This window comes from Moritella marina ATCC 15381 (assembly GCF_008931805.1).
Classification (GTDB): domain Bacteria; phylum Pseudomonadota; class Gammaproteobacteria; order Enterobacterales; family Moritellaceae; genus Moritella; species Moritella marina.
In genome coordinates this window covers 171540-194229 of the sequence record NZ_CP044399.1, presented here as the reverse complement: position 1 = coordinate 194229, position 22690 = coordinate 171540, and the positions used below count along the sequence as shown (strand labels likewise).

The 22690-nt window shown below is 40.5% G+C and carries 19 protein-coding genes; 7 read left to right on the top strand and 12 right to left on the bottom strand.

Going from position 1 to position 22690, the window contains the following annotated elements; translation table 11 throughout:
- Positions 1–75 precede the first annotated feature (75 nt).
- Entirely contained in the window at positions 76–1515 is a 1440-nt protein-coding gene (locus tag FR932_RS01000) for a GumC family protein (protein ID WP_019440804.1), read from the top strand.
- On the opposite strand, the gene FR932_RS00995 is transcribed toward FR932_RS01000, so the two are convergent.
- The 7 genes from FR932_RS00995 to FR932_RS00965 form a co-directional block, all read right to left on the bottom strand.
- Complete coding sequence (locus FR932_RS00995; protein WP_019440803.1) at positions 1452–2492, bottom strand: hypothetical protein; 1041 nt, start codon at positions 2490–2492, stop codon at positions 1452–1454. The genes FR932_RS01000 and FR932_RS00995 overlap by 64 nt on opposite strands.
- A gap of 473 nt (positions 2493–2965) precedes the next feature.
- On the bottom strand, positions 2966–4414 hold the full coding sequence (locus tag FR932_RS00990) for a methyl-accepting chemotaxis protein (protein ID WP_019440802.1): 1449 nt from the start codon (positions 4412–4414) through the stop codon (positions 2966–2968).
- Between the two features lie 205 nt (positions 4415–4619).
- Complete coding sequence (locus tag FR932_RS00985) at positions 4620–6197, bottom strand: ABC transporter ATP-binding protein (protein WP_019440801.1); 1578 nt, start codon at positions 6195–6197, stop codon at positions 4620–4622.
- Positions 6194–7246 carry an ABC transporter permease gene (locus FR932_RS00980; protein WP_019440800.1) on the bottom strand — a complete coding sequence of 351 codons (1053 nt, stop codon included), beginning with the start codon at positions 7244–7246 and terminating at the stop codon, positions 6194–6196. The genes FR932_RS00985 and FR932_RS00980 overlap by 4 nt, the downstream gene beginning before the upstream one ends.
- On the bottom strand, positions 7246–8337 hold the full coding sequence (locus tag FR932_RS00975) for a microcin C ABC transporter permease YejB (protein ID WP_019440799.1): 1092 nt from the start codon (positions 8335–8337) through the stop codon (positions 7246–7248). Before FR932_RS00975 ends, FR932_RS00980 begins: the two co-directional genes overlap by 1 nt.
- A gap of 5 nt (positions 8338–8342) precedes the next feature.
- The gene (locus tag FR932_RS00970; RefSeq protein ID WP_019440798.1) at positions 8343–10235 is read right to left on the bottom strand and encodes an extracellular solute-binding protein; all 1893 of its coding nucleotides are present in this window, start codon (positions 10233–10235) and stop codon (positions 8343–8345) included.
- 174 nt (positions 10236–10409) lie between these two features.
- A complete protein-coding gene (locus FR932_RS00965; protein ID WP_019440797.1) occupies positions 10410–12272 on the bottom strand; it encodes a putative bifunctional diguanylate cyclase/phosphodiesterase in 1863 nt (620 codons plus the stop codon).
- A 234-nt stretch (positions 12273–12506) separates the two neighbouring features.
- On the opposite strand from FR932_RS00965, the gene hpf reads away from it, so the two are divergent.
- Together hpf and pheA are read left to right on the top strand one after the other, a co-directional pair.
- On the top strand, positions 12507–12893 hold the full coding sequence (gene hpf / locus FR932_RS00960) for a ribosome hibernation-promoting factor, HPF/YfiA family (RefSeq protein ID WP_019440796.1): 387 nt from the start codon (positions 12507–12509) through the stop codon (positions 12891–12893).
- Between the two features lie 231 nt (positions 12894–13124).
- Entirely contained in the window at positions 13125–14291 is a 1167-nt protein-coding gene (pheA, locus tag FR932_RS00955) for a prephenate dehydratase (protein ID WP_019440795.1), read from the top strand.
- 179 nt (positions 14292–14470) lie between these two features.
- Here pheA and tyrA read toward each other — a convergent pair whose 3' ends face one another.
- Positions 14471–15613: a bifunctional chorismate mutase/prephenate dehydrogenase gene (gene tyrA, locus FR932_RS00950; RefSeq protein WP_019440794.1), complete on the bottom strand. Its 1143-nt coding sequence runs from the start codon at positions 15611–15613 to the stop codon at positions 14471–14473.
- A 15-nt stretch (positions 15614–15628) separates the two neighbouring features.
- Positions 15629–16696, bottom strand: a complete 1068-nt coding sequence (locus tag FR932_RS00945; protein WP_019440793.1) for a 3-deoxy-7-phosphoheptulonate synthase — start codon at positions 16694–16696, stop codon at positions 15629–15631.
- Positions 16697–16992: 296 nt separating this feature from the next.
- On the opposite strand from FR932_RS00945, the gene tal reads away from it, so the two are divergent.
- Positions 16993–17940 (top strand): transaldolase, encoded by a 948-nt coding sequence (gene tal, locus FR932_RS00940; RefSeq protein WP_019440792.1) that lies wholly within the window; start codon positions 16993–16995, stop codon positions 17938–17940.
- Positions 17941–18187: 247 nt separating this feature from the next.
- Here the strand turns inward: tal and FR932_RS00935 are convergent, their stop codons facing one another.
- A complete protein-coding gene (locus FR932_RS00935; RefSeq protein WP_019440791.1) occupies positions 18188–18868 on the bottom strand; it encodes a TIGR01621 family pseudouridine synthase in 681 nt (226 codons plus the stop codon).
- 131 nt (positions 18869–18999) lie between these two features.
- Here FR932_RS00935 and FR932_RS00930 point away from each other — a divergent pair, with 131 nt between their 5' ends.
- From FR932_RS00930 to FR932_RS00920, 3 genes are all read left to right on the top strand, one after another.
- On the top strand, positions 19000–19302 hold the full coding sequence (locus FR932_RS00930; RefSeq protein WP_019440790.1) for an Rdx family protein: 303 nt from the start codon (positions 19000–19002) through the stop codon (positions 19300–19302).
- The gene (locus FR932_RS00925; protein WP_019440789.1) at positions 19292–20032 is read left to right on the top strand and encodes a M15 family metallopeptidase; all 741 of its coding nucleotides are present in this window, start codon (positions 19292–19294) and stop codon (positions 20030–20032) included. Before FR932_RS00930 ends, FR932_RS00925 begins: the two co-directional genes overlap by 11 nt.
- Before the next feature lie 124 nt (positions 20033–20156).
- Entirely contained in the window at positions 20157–20423 is a 267-nt protein-coding gene (locus FR932_RS00920; RefSeq protein WP_019440788.1) for a DUF2897 family protein, read from the top strand.
- A 101-nt stretch (positions 20424–20524) separates the two neighbouring features.
- On the opposite strand, the gene bamC is transcribed toward FR932_RS00920, so the two are convergent.
- The gene (gene bamC / locus FR932_RS00915) at positions 20525–21655 is read right to left on the bottom strand and encodes an outer membrane protein assembly factor BamC (RefSeq protein WP_019440787.1); all 1131 of its coding nucleotides are present in this window, start codon (positions 21653–21655) and stop codon (positions 20525–20527) included.
- A 27-nt stretch (positions 21656–21682) separates the two neighbouring features.
- Positions 21683–22561, bottom strand: coding sequence for a 4-hydroxy-tetrahydrodipicolinate synthase (gene dapA / locus FR932_RS00910; protein WP_019440786.1), 879 nt, complete (start codon positions 22559–22561; stop codon positions 21683–21685).
- Positions 22562–22690 lie beyond the last annotated feature (129 nt).

The window sequence follows — 22690 nt, the reverse complement described above, 5'->3', positions numbered from 1 at the left end:
ATGTTGCCATAATGCATACCGCTAACTACCTTTAATAAAGGTTCCTATGACGCGTTCACTTTATGGCAATGACTTATGGCCCTATGGATTAAGCTTTATCAGCTTTGTGCTATATTTTGGCGAAAACGCTTTTACTTACTGATCCCCATCATCACTATGCCAATAATAGGCTACTTTGTTGGGCGCAGCATACCTGAAAATTACTATTCACATACCAATATATTATTACAAGAAAGCACCGTATTAAATCCATTTTTAGCTGAGCTATCACTCCCCTTTAACATCCAATCTCGCTTTAAAGCGATCAATATTCTGGTCAAGCGCAAACCAATATTACTGGAAGTCGCGAAACAAGTTGGATTAATTGATGAAAATGATTCAGCTTGGCAACAACAACAAGTCATTAATCAAATTAAAAACGCCTTAAAGCTGTCACTAACGGGATCAGAGCTGATTAAAATTGAAATGGAATGGCCTGATCCGCAGCAGTTAAGTGTGATCTTATCCGTGGTCACCGAGCAGTTTATTTTACGCCTGACTAAACCGAATCAAGATCTGGCATTAAGCAGTAAAGCCTTCCTTGCAGAGCAACTTAATCAACAGCATAAAATATTACAAAAATCCGAACAGGTTTTGTTAAATTACACGAAAAAAAATATCGATATCATTCCTGAATTATATCAAGCAAGGGAATTGGCACTAACCGATATTAATACGCGCCTACAAAAGACAACTCAGGAATTAGCGTTATACCAAGCTAAATTCACATTACTCACCAAAAAACTCATTCTTACCAATCCAGCGGCTCAGTTCATTGATAACAAGATCATGCAGCTAGAAGCACTAAAAATCCAACAACAGCAGCATTACACCGAACAGCATTCACAGGTAAAATCAACCAATCAACAGTTAGCACGTTTAAAGCAACAAAGACGCGAATTACTGACCCATATTCAAACTCAGCAATCCCTGGAACAATTTCTCAGCCGGATAGCAAGACTAACACAGCAGGCATTAGCTACCCAGCTAACACCTCTACTACTGAGACAACTTAAAGATTATGAACGTTTCAAGCATCACATCGAAAAAATAACACAAGAGCGAGCAAAACTGGAAGAACAGCACCAAAGATTCCAAGATAATCAGCATAAATATGTCACGATTGAATTGGAATTACTGCGATTAAAACGTGATTACCTCGCTAAAAATAACTTATATTTAGATCTATCAACACGTCATGAAATGATCATAATAAGTAACGCACTTGGCGAGCATGAATTAACAACCAACATTAAAATAGTGACTCCTCCCTTCATTTCTGAACAAACAATTAACTTACCTATCATCAGCTATATTCTACTGGGATTACTATTAGGCATAATACAAGGCATCGCCGTCAGTTTAACGCTCTCAATAACCCAAGATACCCTGTGGGATGAGGATCAAATTGCTCATGTCACGGGTTTAAAGGTCATTACACGACTTCCCTTAATACCAGTGGTGTCTGGTCGATAAATGATTTGTAATATCGTGTTACCGTGACCAAGCGGGTCTGCCGAAATCACGATATGCGGGATCGCCATATACTCAGGACTATATCCCTCAAATGGCTGTTTATCTTCGACCAACACCACAAAATTGCCAAACTTGATCCGGGCATAATCTGGGTACAAGGATTGATAGAAATCCAGTACTGTTCTCGCACTTGCATCAACGCTATAACTGGCTAATGGTAAACTTGCGACACGATTAAGGTCTAAACCTTCCGGAATGAAGTTCTTTAACTCTGCGCCTTGATACACGGGTAGGAAGTGATGCGGTAGCTGTACCGAGAAACCTTGCTTTTGCAGTTGCTGAAGCCGATGTTGTTCATCCCCATCAACTTCTTTCACCGCAACGTGTTGAGCATCTGCGTTGTTCAAATCGGCTTTTTTTAAATCAGTGTCAACGGGCTGATTATCCACTTCAGGCTCGATAACTTGCTGTGGAACGATGTCTAATTTATAAAGATTTAATAACGTCTGTTGAAATTGCTGCTTGATCACATCAAGCATAATCGCTTGTGGGCGTTTGGCAATAATAGCATCCATCTTTGTAGCAACAGCTTGTACAGAAGTGGAATTAATAAACTGCTCATAATACTCAAGGTCATTACATTGACGACAAAAATTAATCAGTAAGTCAGCCGTGGTAATGAGCACCACGTCACGTTGGATATATTCAGGAAAAATAAGTAAAGCGTCGAGGTTGATACCTTGCTCTGAAAATAACTCCAAATAATAAGGCCCAGTATTATGCGCAATATCACTGCTAAGGCATAATTGATGATCCACCACTGGCTGGGATAAAGTCTCATCAAGGTAAATCGTTTTATTCTGTAAATAAGCTGATTCTAATTTAACTACGATGGCACAATTATTTGCTTTCGCGACTGCCGGCCACAATATCGGTAACAACACCGTCATCATCACGATTATTTTAAGTAACTGCATTTGATATCCTTATCTAGCAATTATTTCTATGTCATTAAAGTAGTGCAAAGGCTCCGCTCGCAACTACATTAATTCTTTGTGAGGTCAGGTTTAATTTAACAGTTATTTACACGTATCATAACGATCTATGTCACTAAGTTAATAATCATCAAAAATAAACCACTAAAAATAAGATATCAACAGTTGCATATTAAAAGTAATGCGCTATATTTAAATCAGAAACCGAAACAGCCGACCACTTTATTGGTCAAACAGATGGTATACATCGTATTTGAACTTTCAATGCCGGCGTGCTTGGTTATCTCACTCTAACTTCGGGTTAGCGCTTTGGAAAAAAGACAGCATTCAGATTTACAAAAAAGCTCACCATGATAAGTGAGCTTTTTTGTGTCTGTCGTATTTTACAGCTGTACGTTACAATTTACGCCAATCGCTTAAGGCTATAATTTAACAAATAGCTTACAATAATGAGGCTAAGCATGCTTATTAACCATCGTCATCAAATGGCTCGACATATCGCCTAAATCATTACTCACTTGTAATAACTCACTGATACTTTGCGTCATAGATTGCACATTCACTTCGTTACTCTTCGTCACTGAGATCACTTGCTCACTAGCAGAGAGCACACCACTGATGTTTTTATCCGTATTGACCACATTATCCGTCACACTGCTTATCTGACCGCTCATATTCGTCACTGCATCTATAATTTCAGCAAAGGTTTCGGCGTTGGTCTCAACAGCTTCATAACCATTATTTACATCAGAAGAACTTTTTTCGATAAGTAGCTTAATTTCATTGGCTGACTCTGTACTGCGCTTGGAAAGGTTACGCACTTCATCCGCAACAACCGCAAACCCACGCCCCATCTCCCCGGCTCTTGCCGCTTCAATAGCCGCATTAAGCGCTAATAAATTCGTTTGGTTGGCAATATCGGTGATCACCATAATAGCTTTTTCGATCGCATCATTACTGGCTTTAATATCCGACATTGACGTGATTGTTGCCGTCATCGCAATAGAACTATTATCCGCTTGCTCTTCAGCACGCTGAGAGTCATTACTGACCGTCTGGATGATATCGTTAGACTGACTAACTAACGTCGCGGTATTCTGTAATAGTTCATTAATATGATTTGTCGCAAAAACCTGCTCGCCAACACCATCATCGATGTCTTTAGCATATTGTGACATCACCGATAAATGCGTCGTCAGATCGTGCGAGGTTTTCATCAACTGTTTGACCGTATCACCGACTTGATTAAATAACAGCTGTAATTCTTCACGACTTTGCACCGCCGCTTGTGACGCTGATTCCGCCGCTAATAACGCCGCCTGATTACTGGCTATCGCTTTACTGCGTAAGGTATTGTTGTAATGATTTGAAAACCAAATAGCGAGAGGAGGCAATAGTAGCGCTGAATAATGTTCAACTTGGGCATCTTTTGTAGATAATACCAATTGCGGTAATTCATAACCGCTATAGTCCATGACGATCATAGCAACATAAATCATCACCATGATCACAGACCAAAAAAAACCAGATCGTGCATTCATCAGTATATAAGCAAAAACGGTCATTGCTGCAATCCACATAATCGAATGTGAGCTGGCACCACCCGTTTGAAACATTAAATTAGTGAGATGGATCATGCCGCCAAGCTGCATGACGTTACCGGCAATAATCGGATGCACAGCAAGTTTGATCAACACAATGCTACAAATAAAGCCAATGAGCATGATCATAGAACTATTGACTAATGCTGTGATATCGAGGTTATTCCATTTTAATGCGCTATAACCACCAATAATAATACCGACCAGTGCAAAGGTAATAATACCGCGACCTTTAATTTTATCATCGTCACTTTTCTGAGCGCTTAACAAATACTGATAAAAATGGTTTCCAAGTGATGACATCCATAATCCTTTATTTTAATAAAATCGCATAAATCTTGTGATTCGAATCTAACATGCTTCCAGTATCAACACTACAAAAGTATCTCTAAAGTATTAACTCCAAGTGCTAAACGAGTCACTTCACGTACTAAATCAGTAATTAAATAAGTAGTACTTAATAAATAACTCCCAGTAAATAGCTTTCACCAATCGCATTCAATAGCCATTAGCTAAAACACATTGCAGCTGATAACAAGGCTTGCGTATAAGTTTGCTGAGGCTGATTAAACACAGATTCAGTTTCCCCCTCTTCCACTACTTTACCTGCTTTAAGCACTAAAACACGGTGGCTCATCGCTCTGACGACGCTTAAGTCATGGGTGATAAAAATATAGCTTAATTGGTGCTGTTGCTGTAATTGGCACAATAAATCTAAAATTTGCTTTTGTACGGTGCGATCCAATGCGGATGTCGGCTCATCTAAAATCAAGATCTTAGGTTTTAATACTAACGCCCGTGCAATAGCAATACGCTGACGCTGGCCACCTGAAAACTGATGTGGATAGCGCTCTAAAGCACTCGCCGGTAAAGCCACATCCACTAAAGCTTGATGAATGGCGGTTTCAATTTCAGCATCGCTATGTTGACCCTGCACCTCTAAGCCCTCACTGATGATCTGCCGTACAGACATACGCGGACTTAAACTACCAAACGGATCTTGAAACACAATTTGTAGCGACTGACGATATACCCGCATCGCAGTTAAATTGAGCCCCTGCAAATTAGTGCCGTTATAACAAATATCACCTTCGCTATTAATTAACCGCAGTAACCCGCGTACCAAGGTACTTTTGCCTGAACCACTTTCACCGACAATACCCAACGTTTCCCCTTGATGTAATTGCAGTGACACACCATCAACCGCTTTAACATGGTCATAGGTGCGTTGCAGTAAGCCTCTCTTTAACGGGAACCATACCTTAAAATCATTAACCTGTAATAACGGCTCCGAGCTTAGCAATACGGGTATGTCACGTTGTGGCTCTGCGTCTAACAAAGTTTTGGTATAGCTATGTTGTGGGTTCGTAAAAATACGCTCAACACTACCCGATTCAACTATTTCACCTTGCTGCATCACCGCCACATCATCCGCTAAATGTCGGACAATATTAAGATCATGAGTGATCATTAATATCGCCATGCCGAGCTTAGCTTGTAATGATTTGAGCAATTCCAAAATTTGTAATTGCACTGTCACATCCAGTGCCGTGGTCGGTTCATCAGCAATTAATAAGTCAGGCTCGTTGGCTAACGCCATCGCGATCATCACACGTTGACGTTGACCTCCAGATAATTCATGCGGATAAGAGCCTAAGCGGTTTACCGGGTCGGGAATGGCCACCAATGCCAGCAATTCCAGACAGCGAGCGTGTGCCGCCTTTTTATTGAGCCCTTGATGTAGAAAGAGTATTTCAGATATTTGTTTTTCAATAGTATGTAGTGGGTTCAACGACGTCATCGGTTCTTGAAATATCATACTGGCACGGTTGCCACGTAGCGATTGCATGACCGCATGATTTTTGCCAATAACGTCCTTATCCATTAACTTAATATTGCCCGATGGATAATGCGCAGCCGGAAAAGGCAGTAATTGTAAAATAGACAAAGCAGTGACTGATTTACCCGAACCACTTTCACCGACAAGGGCAAATGTCTTGCCCTTTTCAATCAAAAAAGAAACATGCTTAACAACTTCATTCGAACCAAAATTGATCGATAAATCATTTATTTCTAATACCGTCATGACATTCCCTTACGTGGGTCGAACGCATCGCGTGCCGCTTCACCAATAAATACCAGCAATACCAAAATCACGCCCATCGACACAAATGCCGTAATACCTAACCAAGGTGCTTGCAGGTTATTTTTACCCTGCTTAATTAATTCACCTAACGAAGGCGAGCCCACCTCAAGGCCAAAACCTAGAAAGTCCAACGAGGTTAACGTAGTCAATGCGCCGGTAAAAATAAACGGCATAAACGTCATCGTCGCCACCATGGCATTCGGCAGAATATGCTTAAACATAATCGCTCGATGGGATTGTCCCAGTGCTTTTGCCGCAATCACATACTCGAGGTGGCGTCCACGTAAAAACTCAGCCCGCACGACATCCACCAGCGCCATCCAACTAAACAGCAGCATGATACCCAACAACCACCAAAAATTAGGCTGTACTAAACTAGCTAAAATAATCAACAAAAACAGCATAGGTAAGCCAGACCATATCTCGATAAAACGTTGGCCATACAAATCAATTCGGCCACCAAAATAGCCCTGTGTCGCGCCGACAATAACGCCAATGATCGAACTAAATATCGTCAGCGTTAAGGCAAACAATACCGAGATACGAAAACCATAAATAAGCCGCGCTAAGACATCACGACTTTGATCGTCCGTGCCTAATAAATTGTTTATATCGGGTGCTGAAGGTGCTGGTACGGTTAAATCATAATTAAAAGTATCATAACTAAACGGGATCAGCGGCCACCACATATCCCCCTGTTCAAGAATAATCTCTTGGATATATTCATCACGGTAATCCGCCAGAATATCTAGCTCACCGCCGAACTCCAGTTCGCTATAATCATATAAAATAGGTAAGTAATAGCTGTCGTTATAACGCACTAACAACGGCTTATCATTAGCAATAATTTCAGCGCATAGACTCAATAAAAATAATCCGCTAAACAGCCATAACGACCAATAACCGCGTTTATTATGCTTAAAGGTTTGCCATCGATTTAGGTTCATCGGATTTTGTTTTATCCGCTGCCAAGTAGTGATCCAGCCCATTATGATTGCGCCTCAAAATTAATGCGTGGGTCAATCAGCATATAGGTGACATCACTGATTAACTTAATAATCAGTCCCATTAACGTGAAGATATACAGGGTACCAAATACCACGGGATAATCACGGTTGATCACCGATTCAAAGCCTAACAAGCCCAAGCCATCGAGCGAGAAAATAATTTCAATCATCAAGGAACCAGTAAAGAAAATACTGATCAGTGCGGCCGGAAGTCCAGCAATAACCAACAACATCGCATTACGAAAAACATGCCCGTATAACACTTGATTTTCGCTCAAGCCTTTGGCCCTAGCAGTTGTCACATATTGCTTATTAATTTCGTCTAAAAAGGTATTTTTAGTCAGTAAGGTTAACGTGGCAAAACTGCTGATCACAGAGGCTAAAACAGGTAAAGCCAAATGCCAGAAATAATCTTTAATTTGCTCGAAAGTTGATAATTCATCGAAGTTAGCCGACGTTAACCCACGTAATGGGAACCAATCAAAATAACTGCCACCGGCAAACAGCACGATAAGTAATAGCGCGAATAAAAAATTAGGAATAGCGAAACCAATCACCACCGCAGTGGAACTCCAAACATCAAACGCAGAACCATGGGAAATGGCTTTTTTAATCCCCAGCGGTATCGAAATAAGATACACCAAGATCGTCGTCCACAACCCCAAGGAAATAGACACAGGTAACTTATCCAACACCAAATCAATCACCGAGCTATCACGGAAAAAGCTATCGCCAAAATCAAATAACACATAGCTCTTTAGCATTTTCCAGTAACGTTCATGCAAAGGTTTATCAAAGCCGTACAAGCGCTCTAATTCTTTAATATATTCAGGGTCAACACCTTGAGCGCCACGGTATTGACCAGCATCGCCGTTATTTAAATTAACGTTGACTTCGCCCTGACTATTACCATCAACACGACTCGTGGCAGACGATTCAATACCCTGTAATTTAGCTAACGACTGTTCAACAGGTCCACCAGGGGCTGCTTGAATAATAATAAAATTAAGCGTAATGATACCCAACAAGGTCGGGATCATTAATAAACAGCGACGTAAAATATAACTCCACATGTAATTTAATTATCCTGTCTGCTGATACTTAATCCATTCATTGTACTCGATCCACCTATCGCAGCTTGCCCGCTAACCGTATCGGCCTTTTGCCACCAGCTATCGATGGCTAAGCTGTACTGAGGTAATTTTTCGGGGCGTTGTATCTGCTGCCAATAAGCAACCCGATAGCTGCTGATATGCCATTGCGGGATCACGACATTTTTCCATAGTAGCACACGGTCTAGCGCCCTCGTGGCTGCCACTAAGTTTTTACGGTCTGTGGCATTAATCACCGCGGTCACCAACTCATCTACCACTGGATCTTCTAAACCGATACGGTTAAGTGTACCAGGTACATTGGCAAATTCACTGCCCCACATACTCAACTGCTCATTGCCCGGCGATAAACTTTGCGCTTGAATCAAGGTGTAGATATCAAAATCAAAACTATTCAAACGATTAATATACTGTGATACATCGACAATACGGATCTCTGAGGCCACACCGATACGCTGTAAATTTTTACGGAACGGCTGAATAACACGTTCAAATGACGGGCTATACACTAAAAATTCCAAACTTAATTGTTTACCCTTAGCGTCGACCATCTTGCCTGATTTTAATGTCCAACCCGCTTGCTTCAATAAGCTGATGGCTTGGCGCTGCTGCTTGCGTACGCGACCATCACCTTTGGTTTTATCTAATGTATATGCTTGCGTAAATAACGCGGGAGGTAGCTGTGCTTTAAACGGTGTAAGCAGGGCGAGTTCATCACCTTCAGGAATGCCCCTTGCTGCCAATTCCGAATTACTAAAAAAACTCTCTGAACGCTTATAAGCACCATAAAATAATGTCTTATTGGTCCATTCAAAATCAAACATTAATCCTAATGCTTTACGTACATTGGGATCTTTAAATTTATCTTTACGCAGGTTAAACCAAAATGCCTGCATACCTTGTGGGTTCTGATGCTGGATCTCTTCTTTGATAATGTTACCCGAGGTAAATTGCTTACCCTGATAACCCGTCGCCCATTGTTTAGAAATATTTTCGGATCTAAAATCAACTTCTCCAGCTTTAAATGCTTCAAACGCAATGCTGCCATCTTTGTAATAATCAAAAATGACATGCCTGAAATTATAACGTCCACGATTGACAGGTAAGTCCTTCGCCCAGTAGTTGTCATTACGTTGATAATCAATGCTACGTCCAGCATCAAATGATTTAATGGTATATGGTCCAGATCCAAGTGGGACATGTAAGGTCGCCTTGGCAAAATCTTTACCCTGCCAGTCTTTTTCTGAAAACACCGGTAATTGCGCCAAAATCAAAGCCAGTTCTTTATTTTTGTTGTCTTTAAAACTGAATTTAATAACGGATTCACTTTCGACTTCAACTTTCGTCACTTCTTTGTATTGCGCTCGCAATTGCGGTACGCCTTTTTCCATCAATACATCAAATGTAAATTTCACATCTGCAGCCGTTAATGCACTACCATCAGAAAAGCGCGCTTTAGGGTTTAAATGAAAACGCACCCAACTGCGATCGTCAGGCACTTCAATGAATTCTGCGACTAAAGCATATAACGTAAAGGCTTCATCACTACTTTGCTGCATCAAGGTATCAAACAGATAGCTAGTGCCATCAGCAGCAACGCCTTTAACAATATAAGCATTAAAGTTATCGAAGCTACCCATTGCTGCGCGACGTAAAGAGCCAGTACGAGGGGCATTTAAATTAACATAATTGAAATGAGTGAAATCTAGCCCATAGACAGGGTCACCATGCATCGAAATAGCATGTCGTCGAGGTTCACTTTCGTTTAGTGTCGCGAAGACAGGCTGCGTAAATAGTAATAAGCTAAGTGACAATAATGCACTGAAGGATAATAATATGGTTCGGAGCAGTTTTCTCATGGCGAGGTTCCTTTAGCCGATGAAGAACGTGATTTAATGAGTTACTAAAATAATAGCATTTAACTCTTGTTTCACTCTTATTTAACACCCTTTAACAAGGATATAGATACTAAAGTGACAAAAATGTTCATTAAATATCGAAATTTATAACCTTAGGGTTATAACTAACATCCACTATCCTTGTAGACGTTTGATGTAAATAGCCAAATGCTCTGCAGACAAAGGTTTACTTGCATAAAAGCCTTGATAAAAACTGCATTCCTGACGCTGTAAAAACTCCAACTGCTGGCGACTTTCAACACCTTCAGCGGTCACATTAAAGCCCATGTGCTTTGCCATCGCCAGAACAGCTTCAACAATTGCCATATCAGAAACATTAAGCGGGATATTTTGAATAAACGAGCGATCTATTTTTAATTCATTGGCTGGTAAACGCTTTAAATAACTTAGCGATGAATAACCCGCGCCAAAGTCATCAATAGCAAAGCTAACACCGACATTCTTTAAGTCTGTCATGGTTCGAATGGCTTCTTCGGCATGCTCAATCACCACAGATTCCGTGATCTCTAAGTTCAATTGCATCGGGTCCATGCCTGTTTCATCTAATATCATGAGAATCGAATCAACAAAGTTTTGATCATGAAACTGACGGGTACTCACATTAACCGATAATTGCGGTACCTCAATCCCTTGCGATTGCCATTCGACAAATTGACGGCAGGCGGCTTGCAACACCCAAATACCAATATCAATAATCAGGTCAGTTTCTTCGGCAATAGGAATAAATTCTGCTGGTGAAATCAGCTTTTTACCGTCTAAATGCCAGCGAACTAACGCTTCAACACCAATGATCTCACCACTTTGCACCATGTGCTGAGGTTGATAATGCAAAAATAATTCATTCTTCGCAATTGCACTTTTCAGGCAATTATAAATATGTAAGCGTTTATCAGCTTTACGCTGCATGGTGATATCAAAAAATGATACTTTTTTACGACCATTCGATTTAGCTTGATACATCGCGGTATCAGCTTGCTGTAATAAGTCATCAGCTTGCTGACCTTTACTTGGGAACAAGGTGACACCAATACTCGCACCAATATACAAAGATTGACCCTTGTATGTATACGGCTCAGAAATACGGGTAATTAATTGCTCAGCCAGTAAATTGGCATGTTGCTCTGCATGCATTGGGTTTTCTGATAAACCAGGCAATAAAATCACAAATTCATCGCCACCAAGACGCGCAATAAAGTCTTCAGCCCTTGGGATCTCTTTTAAGCGTTCAGCAACCTCGACCAAGATGCCATCACCCACCGCATGTCCCAAAGAATCGTTAATCGCTTTAAAAAAATCCAGGTCAATAAACAACAACGCACCAACCACATCATTATTTTTCGCTAACAGGTATTCCGCTTCAATGGTTTGATTTAATAAACGGCGATTAGCCAGTCCGGTTAACGAATCAAAAAATGCTAAACGATGGAATTCATCTTGCGATTGGCTCGCGCTAAGCATAGACAGGCCATAACGTAACTCATTATCCATCAAGCGAAAATTACGCTGAATTAACGCTGCAATAGCCCGACAAAAAGATAACGTATTGGGTGCAGGTTCATCACTTTCGATAATGCCATTGAAATGCATCACGCCAATACAAATATTATTATTGAATAGCGGCACAACCAAGTTAAGCGTCTTTAAAAAGTCGTCTTTGGCAATAATTCGCACAACGTCATGATCTGAATGTAATTGTGATAATTCCGACAAATCAAAGCTATTATTTTGATTTACATGAGTGATGATCTGTGGGGATAACAAGCTAAGTTCAGCGAACGTGTCGTCAAAAAGCTGAATATCTACATTTTTAAGCGTTAATGATGTAATTGTGGTATTAACGATATCGTCAATAAAGCGCACAAATTCATCACTATTACACCAATCAATAACAGTTAATTGTAATAACACCTGGTTAAGGCCTGCTGCTTCAACAACAGATTCGGCATGTGGACTGGTTATATTACATTTATCAGGCATATTATTGGGTTCAGCTATTATTTAAATTTATCGACTACAGGACTAGGCATAATGCCTAAGCAACCGCTATAAAACAACGCATTTAAGATAAACACCTATAAATGATTAGCTGATCACACTTTTTAGGCATTTTAAATACCAAGCTTAAAAACGTGACACAAGTCACTTTTTTTTAACCTGAAAGTCGTATTCTGAAGTTGTACCAAATCAGGTCATTACCCCAAGGAGATGTCTATGACATTTGAAATAACCAGTAAAGAAATCAAAGTTACGGCTCCTATGCATGAAAAACTTGCGATGAAATATGCGAAGCTAGAACGCTTTAATATTCCAATGATTAACCCGCACGTAACTATCAGTAAAGACAAGAATAACATTAAAAAAATTGAGGCTAGCATTCATCTTCCTCAAGGCCAGCTACTCGCAGTTTCTGAAGGAGAAGATCTTTACGCTGCAATTACGATTTTAGGCCAAAAGCTAGAGCGTCAATTAAATAAATACAGCGAAAAACACTCAGCGCATAAAAGCGGTAAAGAGCAGTGTCGCGCAGGTATCATCAGCGGCGAAGAACTACCTGTTGAAAAGATTTCTCACGACGAGTTAGAACTCGCCGAATACTAATATAAGAATCTAATAATTTCTGTATCTCTACATATTAGAGGTGCAACAAATAAGCGCAGCATAGGACTGCGCTTTTTTATTTCCGCAGTTTACCTTTGATACCTTGACTTTGCCTCGCTAGATAAATAAATTAAACCATCACTTAAAAATAAACTATCAATTAAAAATAAATGCGCACAATTAGGCATATAGATACCCTAACCTATAGAGTACGCACAAGGATCCTATTTCATGGCAGACCTCAACGATATTAGAACTCGTATTACCACACTTGATAGCAACTTATTAGCATTACTATCCGAACGCAGAGAATTAGCCATCGAAGTGGCAAAGAGTAAGCAATCGACGAGTAAACCAGTACGTGACCAAGACCGTGAACAGCAATTATTAGTGCGTCTAATTAACCAAGGTCGTGAACTTGGCCTTGATAGCAACTACATTATGAACATTTATCACACAGTACTTGAAGACTCAGTATTATTACAGCAAGCATTTTTACAACAAATCAAAAACCCTAACGCGGCGGTATCAGTTGCGCGAGTCGCATTCTTAGGTGATAAAGGTTCTTACTCTAACCTTGCTTGTAAGAAATATTTTGCACGTCAAGACGACAGCTTGGTGGAATTAGGTTTCCCGACTTTCCAGCAAATCATCTCTGCGGTGGAAAAAGGCCAAGCTGATTACGGTATGCTACCAATCGAAAATACATCTTCGGGTAGTATTAATGATGTTTACGACTTATTACAGCACACCAGTTTATCGATTGTGGGTGAGCTAACTCAACCAATTGAGCATAGTTTAATCACAACGTCAGATACTGACTTATCAAAAATAAAAACGATCTACGCGCATCCACAACCATTTGCACAGTGTTCACTGTTTTTAAGTGCTCATCCACATATTAAAATTGAATTTGTGGATAGCTCTTCAGCTGCGATGGCAAAAGTAAAAGAATTAAACAACGATACAGTCGCTGCTATTGGTAGTATTACTGGTGGTGAACTGTACGGTCTGAAACCAATTCGTACAGGCTTAGCAAATCAAACTGAAAACTACAGCCGCTTTATTGTCGTTGCACGTAAGCCTGTTGATGTTGCCGTACAAATTCCAGCTAAAACGACGTTTACAATGTCGACAGGTCAACAAGCTGGTTGTCTAGTAGAAGCATTATTAGTATTACGCGAACAAGGCGTAAACATGACTAAATTAGAATCACGCCCTATTCAAGGTAATCCTTGGGAAGAGATGTTCTATATTGATGTTGCCGCTAACTTACAATCTGAAAACATGCAGACGGTGATTAAACAACTAACACGCATCACCAACCAGCTGAAAGTCTTAGGTTGTTACCCAAGCGAAGACGTGGCAGCAACGGACGTACCTGAAGATTTACTGTAGTTTGTTAATATGAATTCGATATAAAATAAAACAGACGCATAAAAAAAGAGCATCTCTAACTCAGAGATGCTCTTTTTATTTGTCTGCAATCCAGCTTAATAACCGGTTGGCGAGTGCTTAATTTTCAACACCAAAGCTTTTAACTCTCAACACCAACTCTTAACTCTCAACACCAACTCTTAACTCTCAACACCAAAGAACTGGCGATTATCATTCGCTTGTAATAATAAGTTGCGGCTTTCTTGCAAGAACTGCGTTGAATAGTCACCGAACCAATCAGATACTGTTTCAAACGAGTTGATGAAACCAGCTTTATCCTTACGCTCTAACATGTCTGCCGCTTGCATAAAGCGTTCGGCATAACGGCGGATCATAGCTATGTTATTGTCTGACGCTAAAATAATATCAGCATACAAGGTTGGATCCTGTGCAAACAGACGCCCGACCATGGCTAATTCCAAGCGATAAATCGGTGAACTTAGGTCCAGTAATTGCTGGATATCAGGATTCTCTTCCGCTAAGTGCGCACCATAAACAAACGTCGTAAAGTGACGTAATGCCTGGATCAAGGTCATCGCTTCATCATGTTGTTTTGCATCAACATCATAAATACGCGCGCCCCAAATCTGCATTTGCTCTAGCAACCACTGGTATTGAGCTTTACCACGGCCATCACAGCAAACAATAACCTGTTTCGCTAAGTTTCCGACATCAGGACCAAACATGGGATGTAAACCAACAACTGGACCTTCATGCGCAGTAAGCATCGCTTGTAACGGCTTATTCTTAATACTGGTGATGTCAGCCAATACACAATCTTTGGGTAAACGGCCTAACTTAGCGATAATGGTTTCAGTTAAGTTAATCGGTACAGAAACAACCACCAGCCCAGCATTAGCAAATAATGCATCCGCCTTATCCCAGTCGCCTTGCTCAAGAATATCAACCTGATAACCAGACAAACGGAACATGCGTACAAACAACATACCTAATTTACCCGCACCACCGATAACAACAACACGACCCAGCTCAGGTTTCACTGTTTTGAAACCCGAATCTTTTTCTGATGCATACGATTCGCGCATAACACGGCGTAATACATCTTCAATCAAATCGCCAGGCACGCCTTTGCTCTCTGCTTCTTCACGGCGTTTCTCTAACATCGCCGTTTCACGTTCAGGTACATAAATAGGTAAGCCATGCTCACTTTTTATCTCACCTACTTCCGCCACTAAGGCGATACGCTGTGCGAGTAAGTCAACCAACTGCTGGTCAACATCATCTATTTTATCTCTTAATTTACCTAACGGATCCAGTATCACTGACCATTCACCTTATTATGTTCTTTTAGATAAACAGCTGCTTAATTCAATGGCTGTTTCACGTAATAATGTATCAGTCGTCGCCCAATCGATACAGGCATCTGTCACAGACACGCCATAAGCCATATCCGCAATCGGTTGTTCTGACGACTGATTACCACCATTAAGGTGACTTTCAATCATCACACCGATAATTGAGTTATTACCTTCCTGGATCTGGTGAATAACATTCTTCGCAACTAATGGCTGTAGCTCATGGTTTTTATTTGAATTAGCGTGGCTACAATCAACCATCAAGCTTGGACGTAAACCCGCTTTAACCATGTCTTGCTCTGCTAATGCAACCGCAACTGAATCGTAGTTAGGTTGCTTACCACCACGTAAAATAACGTGACCGTCTGGATTACCTTGAGTTTGCAATAATGCCACCTGGCCTTCTTGGTTGATACCCATGAAGCGATGTGAATGCGAAGCTGATTTCATGGCATTAATTGCCGTTGATAAGCTACCGTCAGTACCGTTTTTAAAGCCAACAGGCATAGACAAGCCTGATGCCATTTCGCGGTGCGTTTGCGATTCTGTAGTACGTGCGCCAATTGCAGACCAAGCAAATAACTCAGCAAGGTATTGTGGGCTAATTGGGTCAAGGGCTTCCGTTGCTGTTGGAATTTCCATTTCAGCAAGGGTAATTAATAATTTACGTGCATTAATTAAACCCGTTTCAACATCAAATGAACCATCCATATGCGGGTCATTAATTGCGCCTTTCCAGCCAACTGTTGTACGCGGTTTTTCAAAGTACACGCGCATCACGATATAAAGGCTATCACCTAGTTCGTCATGCAGTGCTTTTAATTTGTGGGCATATTCTAACGCCGCTTTATCATCATGGATTGAGCAAGGACCACACACGACTAACAAGCGCTTATCTGTACCAGCGATAATATTAGCAATCGTTTCACGTGCAGAATGTATATAACCAAGTGCATGATCTGAAATAGGTAATTTTGATTTTAATTCGGCAGGTGTCATCAATACTTGTTCAGAACAAATATGTACATTATTTAAGGTATCTTTTTCCATTACGTTGCTCATATATCCTATTTATTATATATAAACAACATACCGCAGCAGAATGTGATTGCAAGTACTATTTTATCAATCGAGTTTGTCATAAAAACGTGATGAAAGCCTACATACTTTCGAATGAAGGTCATGATAAGATGTGATCCAGAAATTATCGCATTTCAATAAAACTCAGATTCGAACCTGTCAGGTTTAAAACAGTCTGGTTTATAGTATTGACATTATAATCAATATTAATGATAGTGACGGTAAGCCCTTACACCGATCAATAATATAATTGTGGAAATAAAATAATGAGTAATCAGTTAGAACAGCTAAGTAAATTAACCACTATTGTTGCAGATACAGGCGATGTGGATGCAATTAAATTATACCAGCCTCAAGATGCGACGACGAATCCATCACTTATCCTAAAGGCAGCTGCATTACCGACTTACCAACCACTAGTAGCACAAGCAATTGCTTACGCTAAAGAAAATGCAACACCAGAAACACAAGTTGCGCTAGCATGTGACAAATTAGCAGTATTAATTGGTAAAGAGATCTTAACGACAATTCCAGGTCGCATCTCTACAGAAGTTGACGCTCGTCTTTCTTACAACACTGAAGCAAGTGTGAAACAAGCGTTATTACTAATCGATTTATATAAAGAAGTGGGCATTGAGAAAGAAAACATTCTGATCAAACTGGCTTCTACTTGGGAAGGTATCCGCGCTGCAGAACAACTTGAAGCAATGGGCATCAATTGTAACCTAACGCTGTTATTTTCTTTCGCGCAAGCGCAAGCATGTGCAGAAGCAGGCGTATTCCTGATCTCTCCTTTCGTTGGCCGTATCATGGATTGGCATAAAGCGAAAACAGGCGAAACGTATGAAGGCGCTAACGATCCAGGCGTTATCTCGGTAAGCACGATCTACAACTACTACAAAGCATCGGGTTATAACACGGTTGTTATGGGCGCAAGCTTCCGTAACACAGGTGAAATCCTAGCACTTGCTGGTTGTGACCGTCTAACGATTGCACCTCAGCTATTAGAAGAACTACAAAACTCTTCAGCGCCTGTTGCACAAGCACTATTTGCAGACGTAGAAAAAACGGCACCAAAAGCGAAATTAACTGAAGCTGCATTCCGTTGGGATCACAGCCAAGATCCGATGGCTGTTGAAAAACTAGCTGAAGGTATCCGTAACTTCGCTATCGACCAAAACAAACTAGAAGCAATGATTGCTGACCTGTTTTAATTTGAATAAATAGTTTTAATTGGAATAAGACTAATTTGTTCTTGTTTGAATAAATGAATCTTTATTAACAAAAATGGCCAACGCATTACTCGATAAAGAGTGCTACGTTGGCCATTTTTTTATGCATTATTTAACCAAGCTAATGTTTAACCAAACTCATATTTCATCAAACTCATATTTCATCAAACCAATAGTTCATCAAACCAATAGTTCATCAAACAAGTGTACTGTAGCTTGGCTATAGCAATTATACTTTTGGCCAAGCCAGAATCTCAGGCTGTGCATAAGCAACTAATGCTTCTTTACATGCAGCAGTTTCAAACTCTTTACCGCTAAGCTCATCCGCTACAAAGCTAAAGTCTTCGCCATCTAAGGTAAACTGTAGGCAATACGCGTGTAAGTAAGCACGATCGTATTTCCAAGCATCAGCACTTTGATACAGCGGATCACCACAGATAGGGCTACCTAGGCTGTTTAATACAACACGTAACTGGTGTGTCTTGCCTGTGTGTGGTTTTAACACCACTAAACGCTTGCCATCACCGATGCTTTGCGTAAAAAACTGTGTAACGGCAGGATTCGTTAACGTTTTAGTTAAACGCCACATGCTGCGACGCGAACGTTCCATATCGCCTTTTACTAAACCTTGTTTTTTCTTTGGCTTGCTATCGATAACACCCAAGTAATATTTTTGGATCTCGTGCAATTCAAATAACTTCGCTAATTTAGCAGCCGCTTCTGATGATTTAGCTAATAACAACAATCCTGATGTCACTTTGTCTAAACGGTGTACTGGAAAAACTAATCTGCCAATATCCTTTCTGACAATAGAACAAATACCATCAACGCCGTCTTCATCGTGAAAACCAATGCCTGCTGCTTTGTTGATAACCAAGAAATCATTATTTTGAAATAGAATGCTATACATTTAAAAAACCGATGCTGAAAATGAGGCCGAAGTGTACCCTAAATAAGCGACAAAATCATATACCCAAGTCAATAATAACGCTAGGATAAGTGATCATACGTGAGAATAAGTCATAAAAAGAGGACCTTGACGTGTCAGAGATCAAAGCTGAAATTGATATTTACTATTGCCGACAGTGTAACTGGATGTTGCGCTCAACCTGGCTAACGCAAGAACTCCTGCATACCTTTGCTGAAGATATCAGTAAAATCAGTCTGCACCCAGACACAGGTGGTCGCTTCGAGATCCATTGCAACCAACAACTGATTTGGGAACGCAAACAAGACGGCGGTTTTCCTGAAGCCAAAATATTGAAGCAACGTGTCCGGGACATCATCGCCCCAACGCGCGATCTTGGCCACTGTGACCGCACGGTATCACCTGATGCTAGCTAACACGTTACTCACAACTGCAGCGTTAACAGGGCAAACACAAAGCCATTTAACAGCGCTAGTCATGCCTTGTGCAATGTCCTCAGCGATGACATCACCTGCAGATAAACCGCAGCATTTGATCCATCAACAAACATTACCCGCATTTCAACAACTGCAAGCACGTGCTAAACAAGCTGGGTTTAATCTCGATGTGGTTTCATGCTTTCGCTCTTTTGAGCAACAACTGCGTATTTGGAATAATAAATTTAATGGCCTCAGACCGATTTTGGATCATGACAGCCAACCGCTAGATACCGCTATACTTAGTGAAGAACAAAAGATATTCGCCATATTACGCTGGTCAATGCTGCCCGGTGCCAGTCGCCATCATTGGGGGACGGAAATTGATGTCTGTGACTACAGCGCATTACCAGCAGGTTATCAGTTACAACTGATCCCACAAGAGTATGATGAAGGAGGCTATTTAGCAGCACTATCGACTTGGTTAGATAATAATATTGCCGACTGTGGTTTTTATCGCCCTTACCGTCGAGACCTTGGTGGTGTATCCCGTGAACCTTGGCACTTAAGTTATCGACCAATGGCAACGCAGGCTCAACAGGTGCACACGCTGGCCGTTATCACTGACACTATCCGCAATGCCGACATTCAAGGTAAAGCGGCTATTTTGGCCAACATAGAACAAATTTATAGCCAGTATATCTGCAACGTAGCAGCAGCCGATGAATAAGCAAGTAACAACGATTTATTAACTATTAACTATTAACTATTAACTATTAACTATTAACTATTAACTATTAACTATTAACTATTAACTATTAACTATTAACTATTAACTATTAACAGGAGTATTTATGGTTTGGCTTATTATTCTAGTCGCCTTAGGCTTTATTCTAGGGTCTATCATGACATTGAAATACACCGCGAACATGAAAATGAAAGCACCTAAAGAAATTGAAAATCAATACAATAAAGCATTTAATCTAGATGCTGGCGAGCACGCTAAAGCACTACCAGATGATGACAACGAACAGCAAGCATACAGTAATGAATACAAGAACGAATATGGCAAGAACCCAATGCCTGATGACGTTCAAAAAAACCAATATCAAAACAAATAGATAGCTGACTATAAAATTACGAGTCTAAAAAATAAAAAGGCCTATGTATCACTACATAGGCCTTTTTCACCTGCTTAACACCTAAGGTGTATCACATACCGTTACTCGTCAGCTTGCGCTTTTTCTGCACGTAATACATCAGCAGCGTCTTTCAAACTGATAAACAACTCACTCATCATTTCTGCTGATAGAGGCTGTTTATCTTCAGCAAAGAACGCGATTGAAGTATTGCCGTTAATTTCACCAACTTGGATACGGTAATCATCTTCAGCTAATGTCACTGGTGTTATTTTGTTCTCAGTCCAGTATTCATCAGATTGTTCTTCAACACTCACTAACATAGTCGCAGCAAGTTTATCTTCGTCTTCAACCGTAATACCAACTTTCGCAAATACCATTGGCATTAACTTCCACGCATCATCAAACGGAATATTTAACGTAATAACAGGATGCTGTTGATCAACAAAGTCAATCTTCAGTTTCGACGCTTTTTGTTCTGCCGTTTCTTTGTTGTTACCTTCGATGCGGTCAATTTCGTAATAAATATTAAGTAGGTTTAGCATTTGCACTGCAAAACGACGGCTATCGCCTTTACTTAAATCATTATCAATTTTAGTCCCATCTAAACGTTCTTCATGGTCAATCAAATCAACCTGTAGACCGACAGTACGCTTACTTGCAACCGTTAATAACGTGAATTTATAACGTTGTTTTAATTCATAGTCAGATACTTCTTTAAACTCTTCGAAAGTATCACCGTTGATTAGCCAATCCGTTTCTAGCGTATGATTAACATCGTCTAACTGCGCAATAGCGACTTTTTTATCGGCTAAGAAATTAGCTAACAAAGACCACACCTGCGCAGAAATATCATCTTGTGAACTACGGCTGTTAAACCAAACAGTCACGTTTTCGCTGCCTTCTTCAACACGCACCAATGGCGATAACGCTAAAATCTGCACTGGTGAACGCACATCAACATCAGCGCCAACAGGGTAACCTTCAGTCCCTTCGACTAATTCAGGCACGTCATAACGTTTTGTGTATAACGGTGTATCAAGCCCTTCCGCAATCACCAATTCTGGTTTGACTGTTTGATTCAAATATTCAAAGTCTTGATTTGCCTGACGTCTTGTATCTGATCCTGAACAAGCACTGACTAAAATAGCGCACGCTAATACGCTATAGCGTTTCACGTTAGTCAAGCGGTGACCTGTTGATGACATAGTCATAGTATTAATATTCCCTAATTCAAAAATTTATGCATCCACTGCAAGCGCGAGTGCCGCACTCACTTGAGCATGATATTGCTGATCTAATGCAATTAATGGTAACCGTAAATTTGCCGTTGCAGTTAACGATAACTCTTTGCATGCCCACTTTACCGGGATTGGGTTTGCTTCGACAAATAAATCTTGGTGTAAACGCATTAATTTGTTATTGATTTCAGTCGCCTGTTCACGCTGACCAGCTAATGCAAATGTACACATACGGCTCATTGCATCGGCGGCGACATTACTGGTAACAGAAATAACCCCACTACCACCTTGCAACATAAACTCACAGCCCGTTGCATCATCACCACTATATAATAAAAAATCATCCGGTAGGAAGGGTTTAAGTCGAGTTAAACGCGTTAAATCACCGGTAGCGTCTTTGATGCCTATGATAGCATTAAGTTCCGCTAATCTAACCACGATCTCATCGCTCATGTCACAACCCGTACGGCTGGGTACATTATACAAAATCTGAGGTAAATCACAGGCTTCTGTAATGGCTTTATAATGCTGATATAAACCTTCTTGCGTTGGTTTATTATAATAAGGCGTCACGCTCAGTCCCGCTGCGACACCTAACTTATGTAATTTTTGGCTGATTTGAATGGCATGGCGGGTACTATTTGACCCTGTCCCAGCGATAATCGCGATACGACCTTGCGCTATTTCTAGCACTTTTTTGATCACTTCTACATGTTCATCTTGCTCAAACGTACAAGATTCACCTGTGGTGCCTAATACCGCTAATGCAGTGGTATTGCTCTGGATATGATATTCAACTAAACCTTGTAAGGAGCAAAGATCGACGTCTCCGTTGTCGAGCATAGGAGTGATAAGTGCGACGATATTACCTGTTAACATATTTGCCTTGTTATTACTGACTATAAAACACGTGGCATAGTAATATTAGCAGTCTGTTGTCGCAAGCATATTCTGGCGATATGCCTGCCAACATCAATATGCTGGTTGATAAGTTTGCGGATTGTTGCA

Bases quoted from the DNA above. Each gene is read 5' to 3' on its own strand.
- pheA (WP_019440795.1), top strand. From the start codon at position 13,125: ATGGCAGACCTCAACGATATTAGAACTCGTATTACCACACTTGATAGC.
- bamC (WP_019440787.1), bottom strand. From the start codon at position 21,655: ATGACTATGTCATCAACAGGTCACCGCTTGACTAACGTGAAACGCTAT.
- FR932_RS00925 (WP_019440789.1), top strand. From the start codon at position 19,292: ATGCTAGCTAACACGTTACTCACAACTGCAGCGTTAACAGGGCAAACA.
- FR932_RS00990 (WP_019440802.1), bottom strand. From the start codon at position 4,414: ATGTCATCACTTGGAAACCATTTTTATCAGTATTTGTTAAGCGCTCAG.
- tal (WP_019440792.1), top strand. From the start codon at position 16,993: ATGAGTAATCAGTTAGAACAGCTAAGTAAATTAACCACTATTGTTGCA.
- FR932_RS00985 (WP_019440801.1), bottom strand. From the start codon at position 6,197: ATGACGGTATTAGAAATAAATGATTTATCGATCAATTTTGGTTCGAAT.
- FR932_RS00935 (WP_019440791.1), bottom strand. From the start codon at position 18,868: ATGTATAGCATTCTATTTCAAAATAATGATTTCTTGGTTATCAACAAA.
- FR932_RS00965 (WP_019440797.1), bottom strand. From the start codon at position 12,272: ATGCCTGATAAATGTAATATAACCAGTCCACATGCCGAATCTGTTGTT.
- FR932_RS00975 (WP_019440799.1), bottom strand. From the start codon at position 8,337: ATGTGGAGTTATATTTTACGTCGCTGTTTATTAATGATCCCGACCTTG.
- FR932_RS01000 (WP_019440804.1), top strand. From the start codon at position 76: ATGGCCCTATGGATTAAGCTTTATCAGCTTTGTGCTATATTTTGGCGA.
- FR932_RS00945 (WP_019440793.1), bottom strand. From the start codon at position 16,696: ATGGAAAAAGATACCTTAAATAATGTACATATTTGTTCTGAACAAGTA.
- hpf (WP_019440796.1), top strand. From the start codon at position 12,507: ATGACATTTGAAATAACCAGTAAAGAAATCAAAGTTACGGCTCCTATG.
- FR932_RS00920 (WP_019440788.1), top strand. From the start codon at position 20,157: ATGGTTTGGCTTATTATTCTAGTCGCCTTAGGCTTTATTCTAGGGTCT.
- FR932_RS00970 (WP_019440798.1), bottom strand. From the start codon at position 10,235: ATGAGAAAACTGCTCCGAACCATATTATTATCCTTCAGTGCATTATTG.
- dapA (WP_019440786.1), bottom strand. From the start codon at position 22,561: ATGTTAACAGGTAATATCGTCGCACTTATCACTCCTATGCTCGACAAC.
- FR932_RS00995 (WP_019440803.1), bottom strand. From the start codon at position 2,492: ATGCAGTTACTTAAAATAATCGTGATGATGACGGTGTTGTTACCGATA.
- FR932_RS00980 (WP_019440800.1), bottom strand. From the start codon at position 7,246: ATGGGCTGGATCACTACTTGGCAGCGGATAAAACAAAATCCGATGAAC.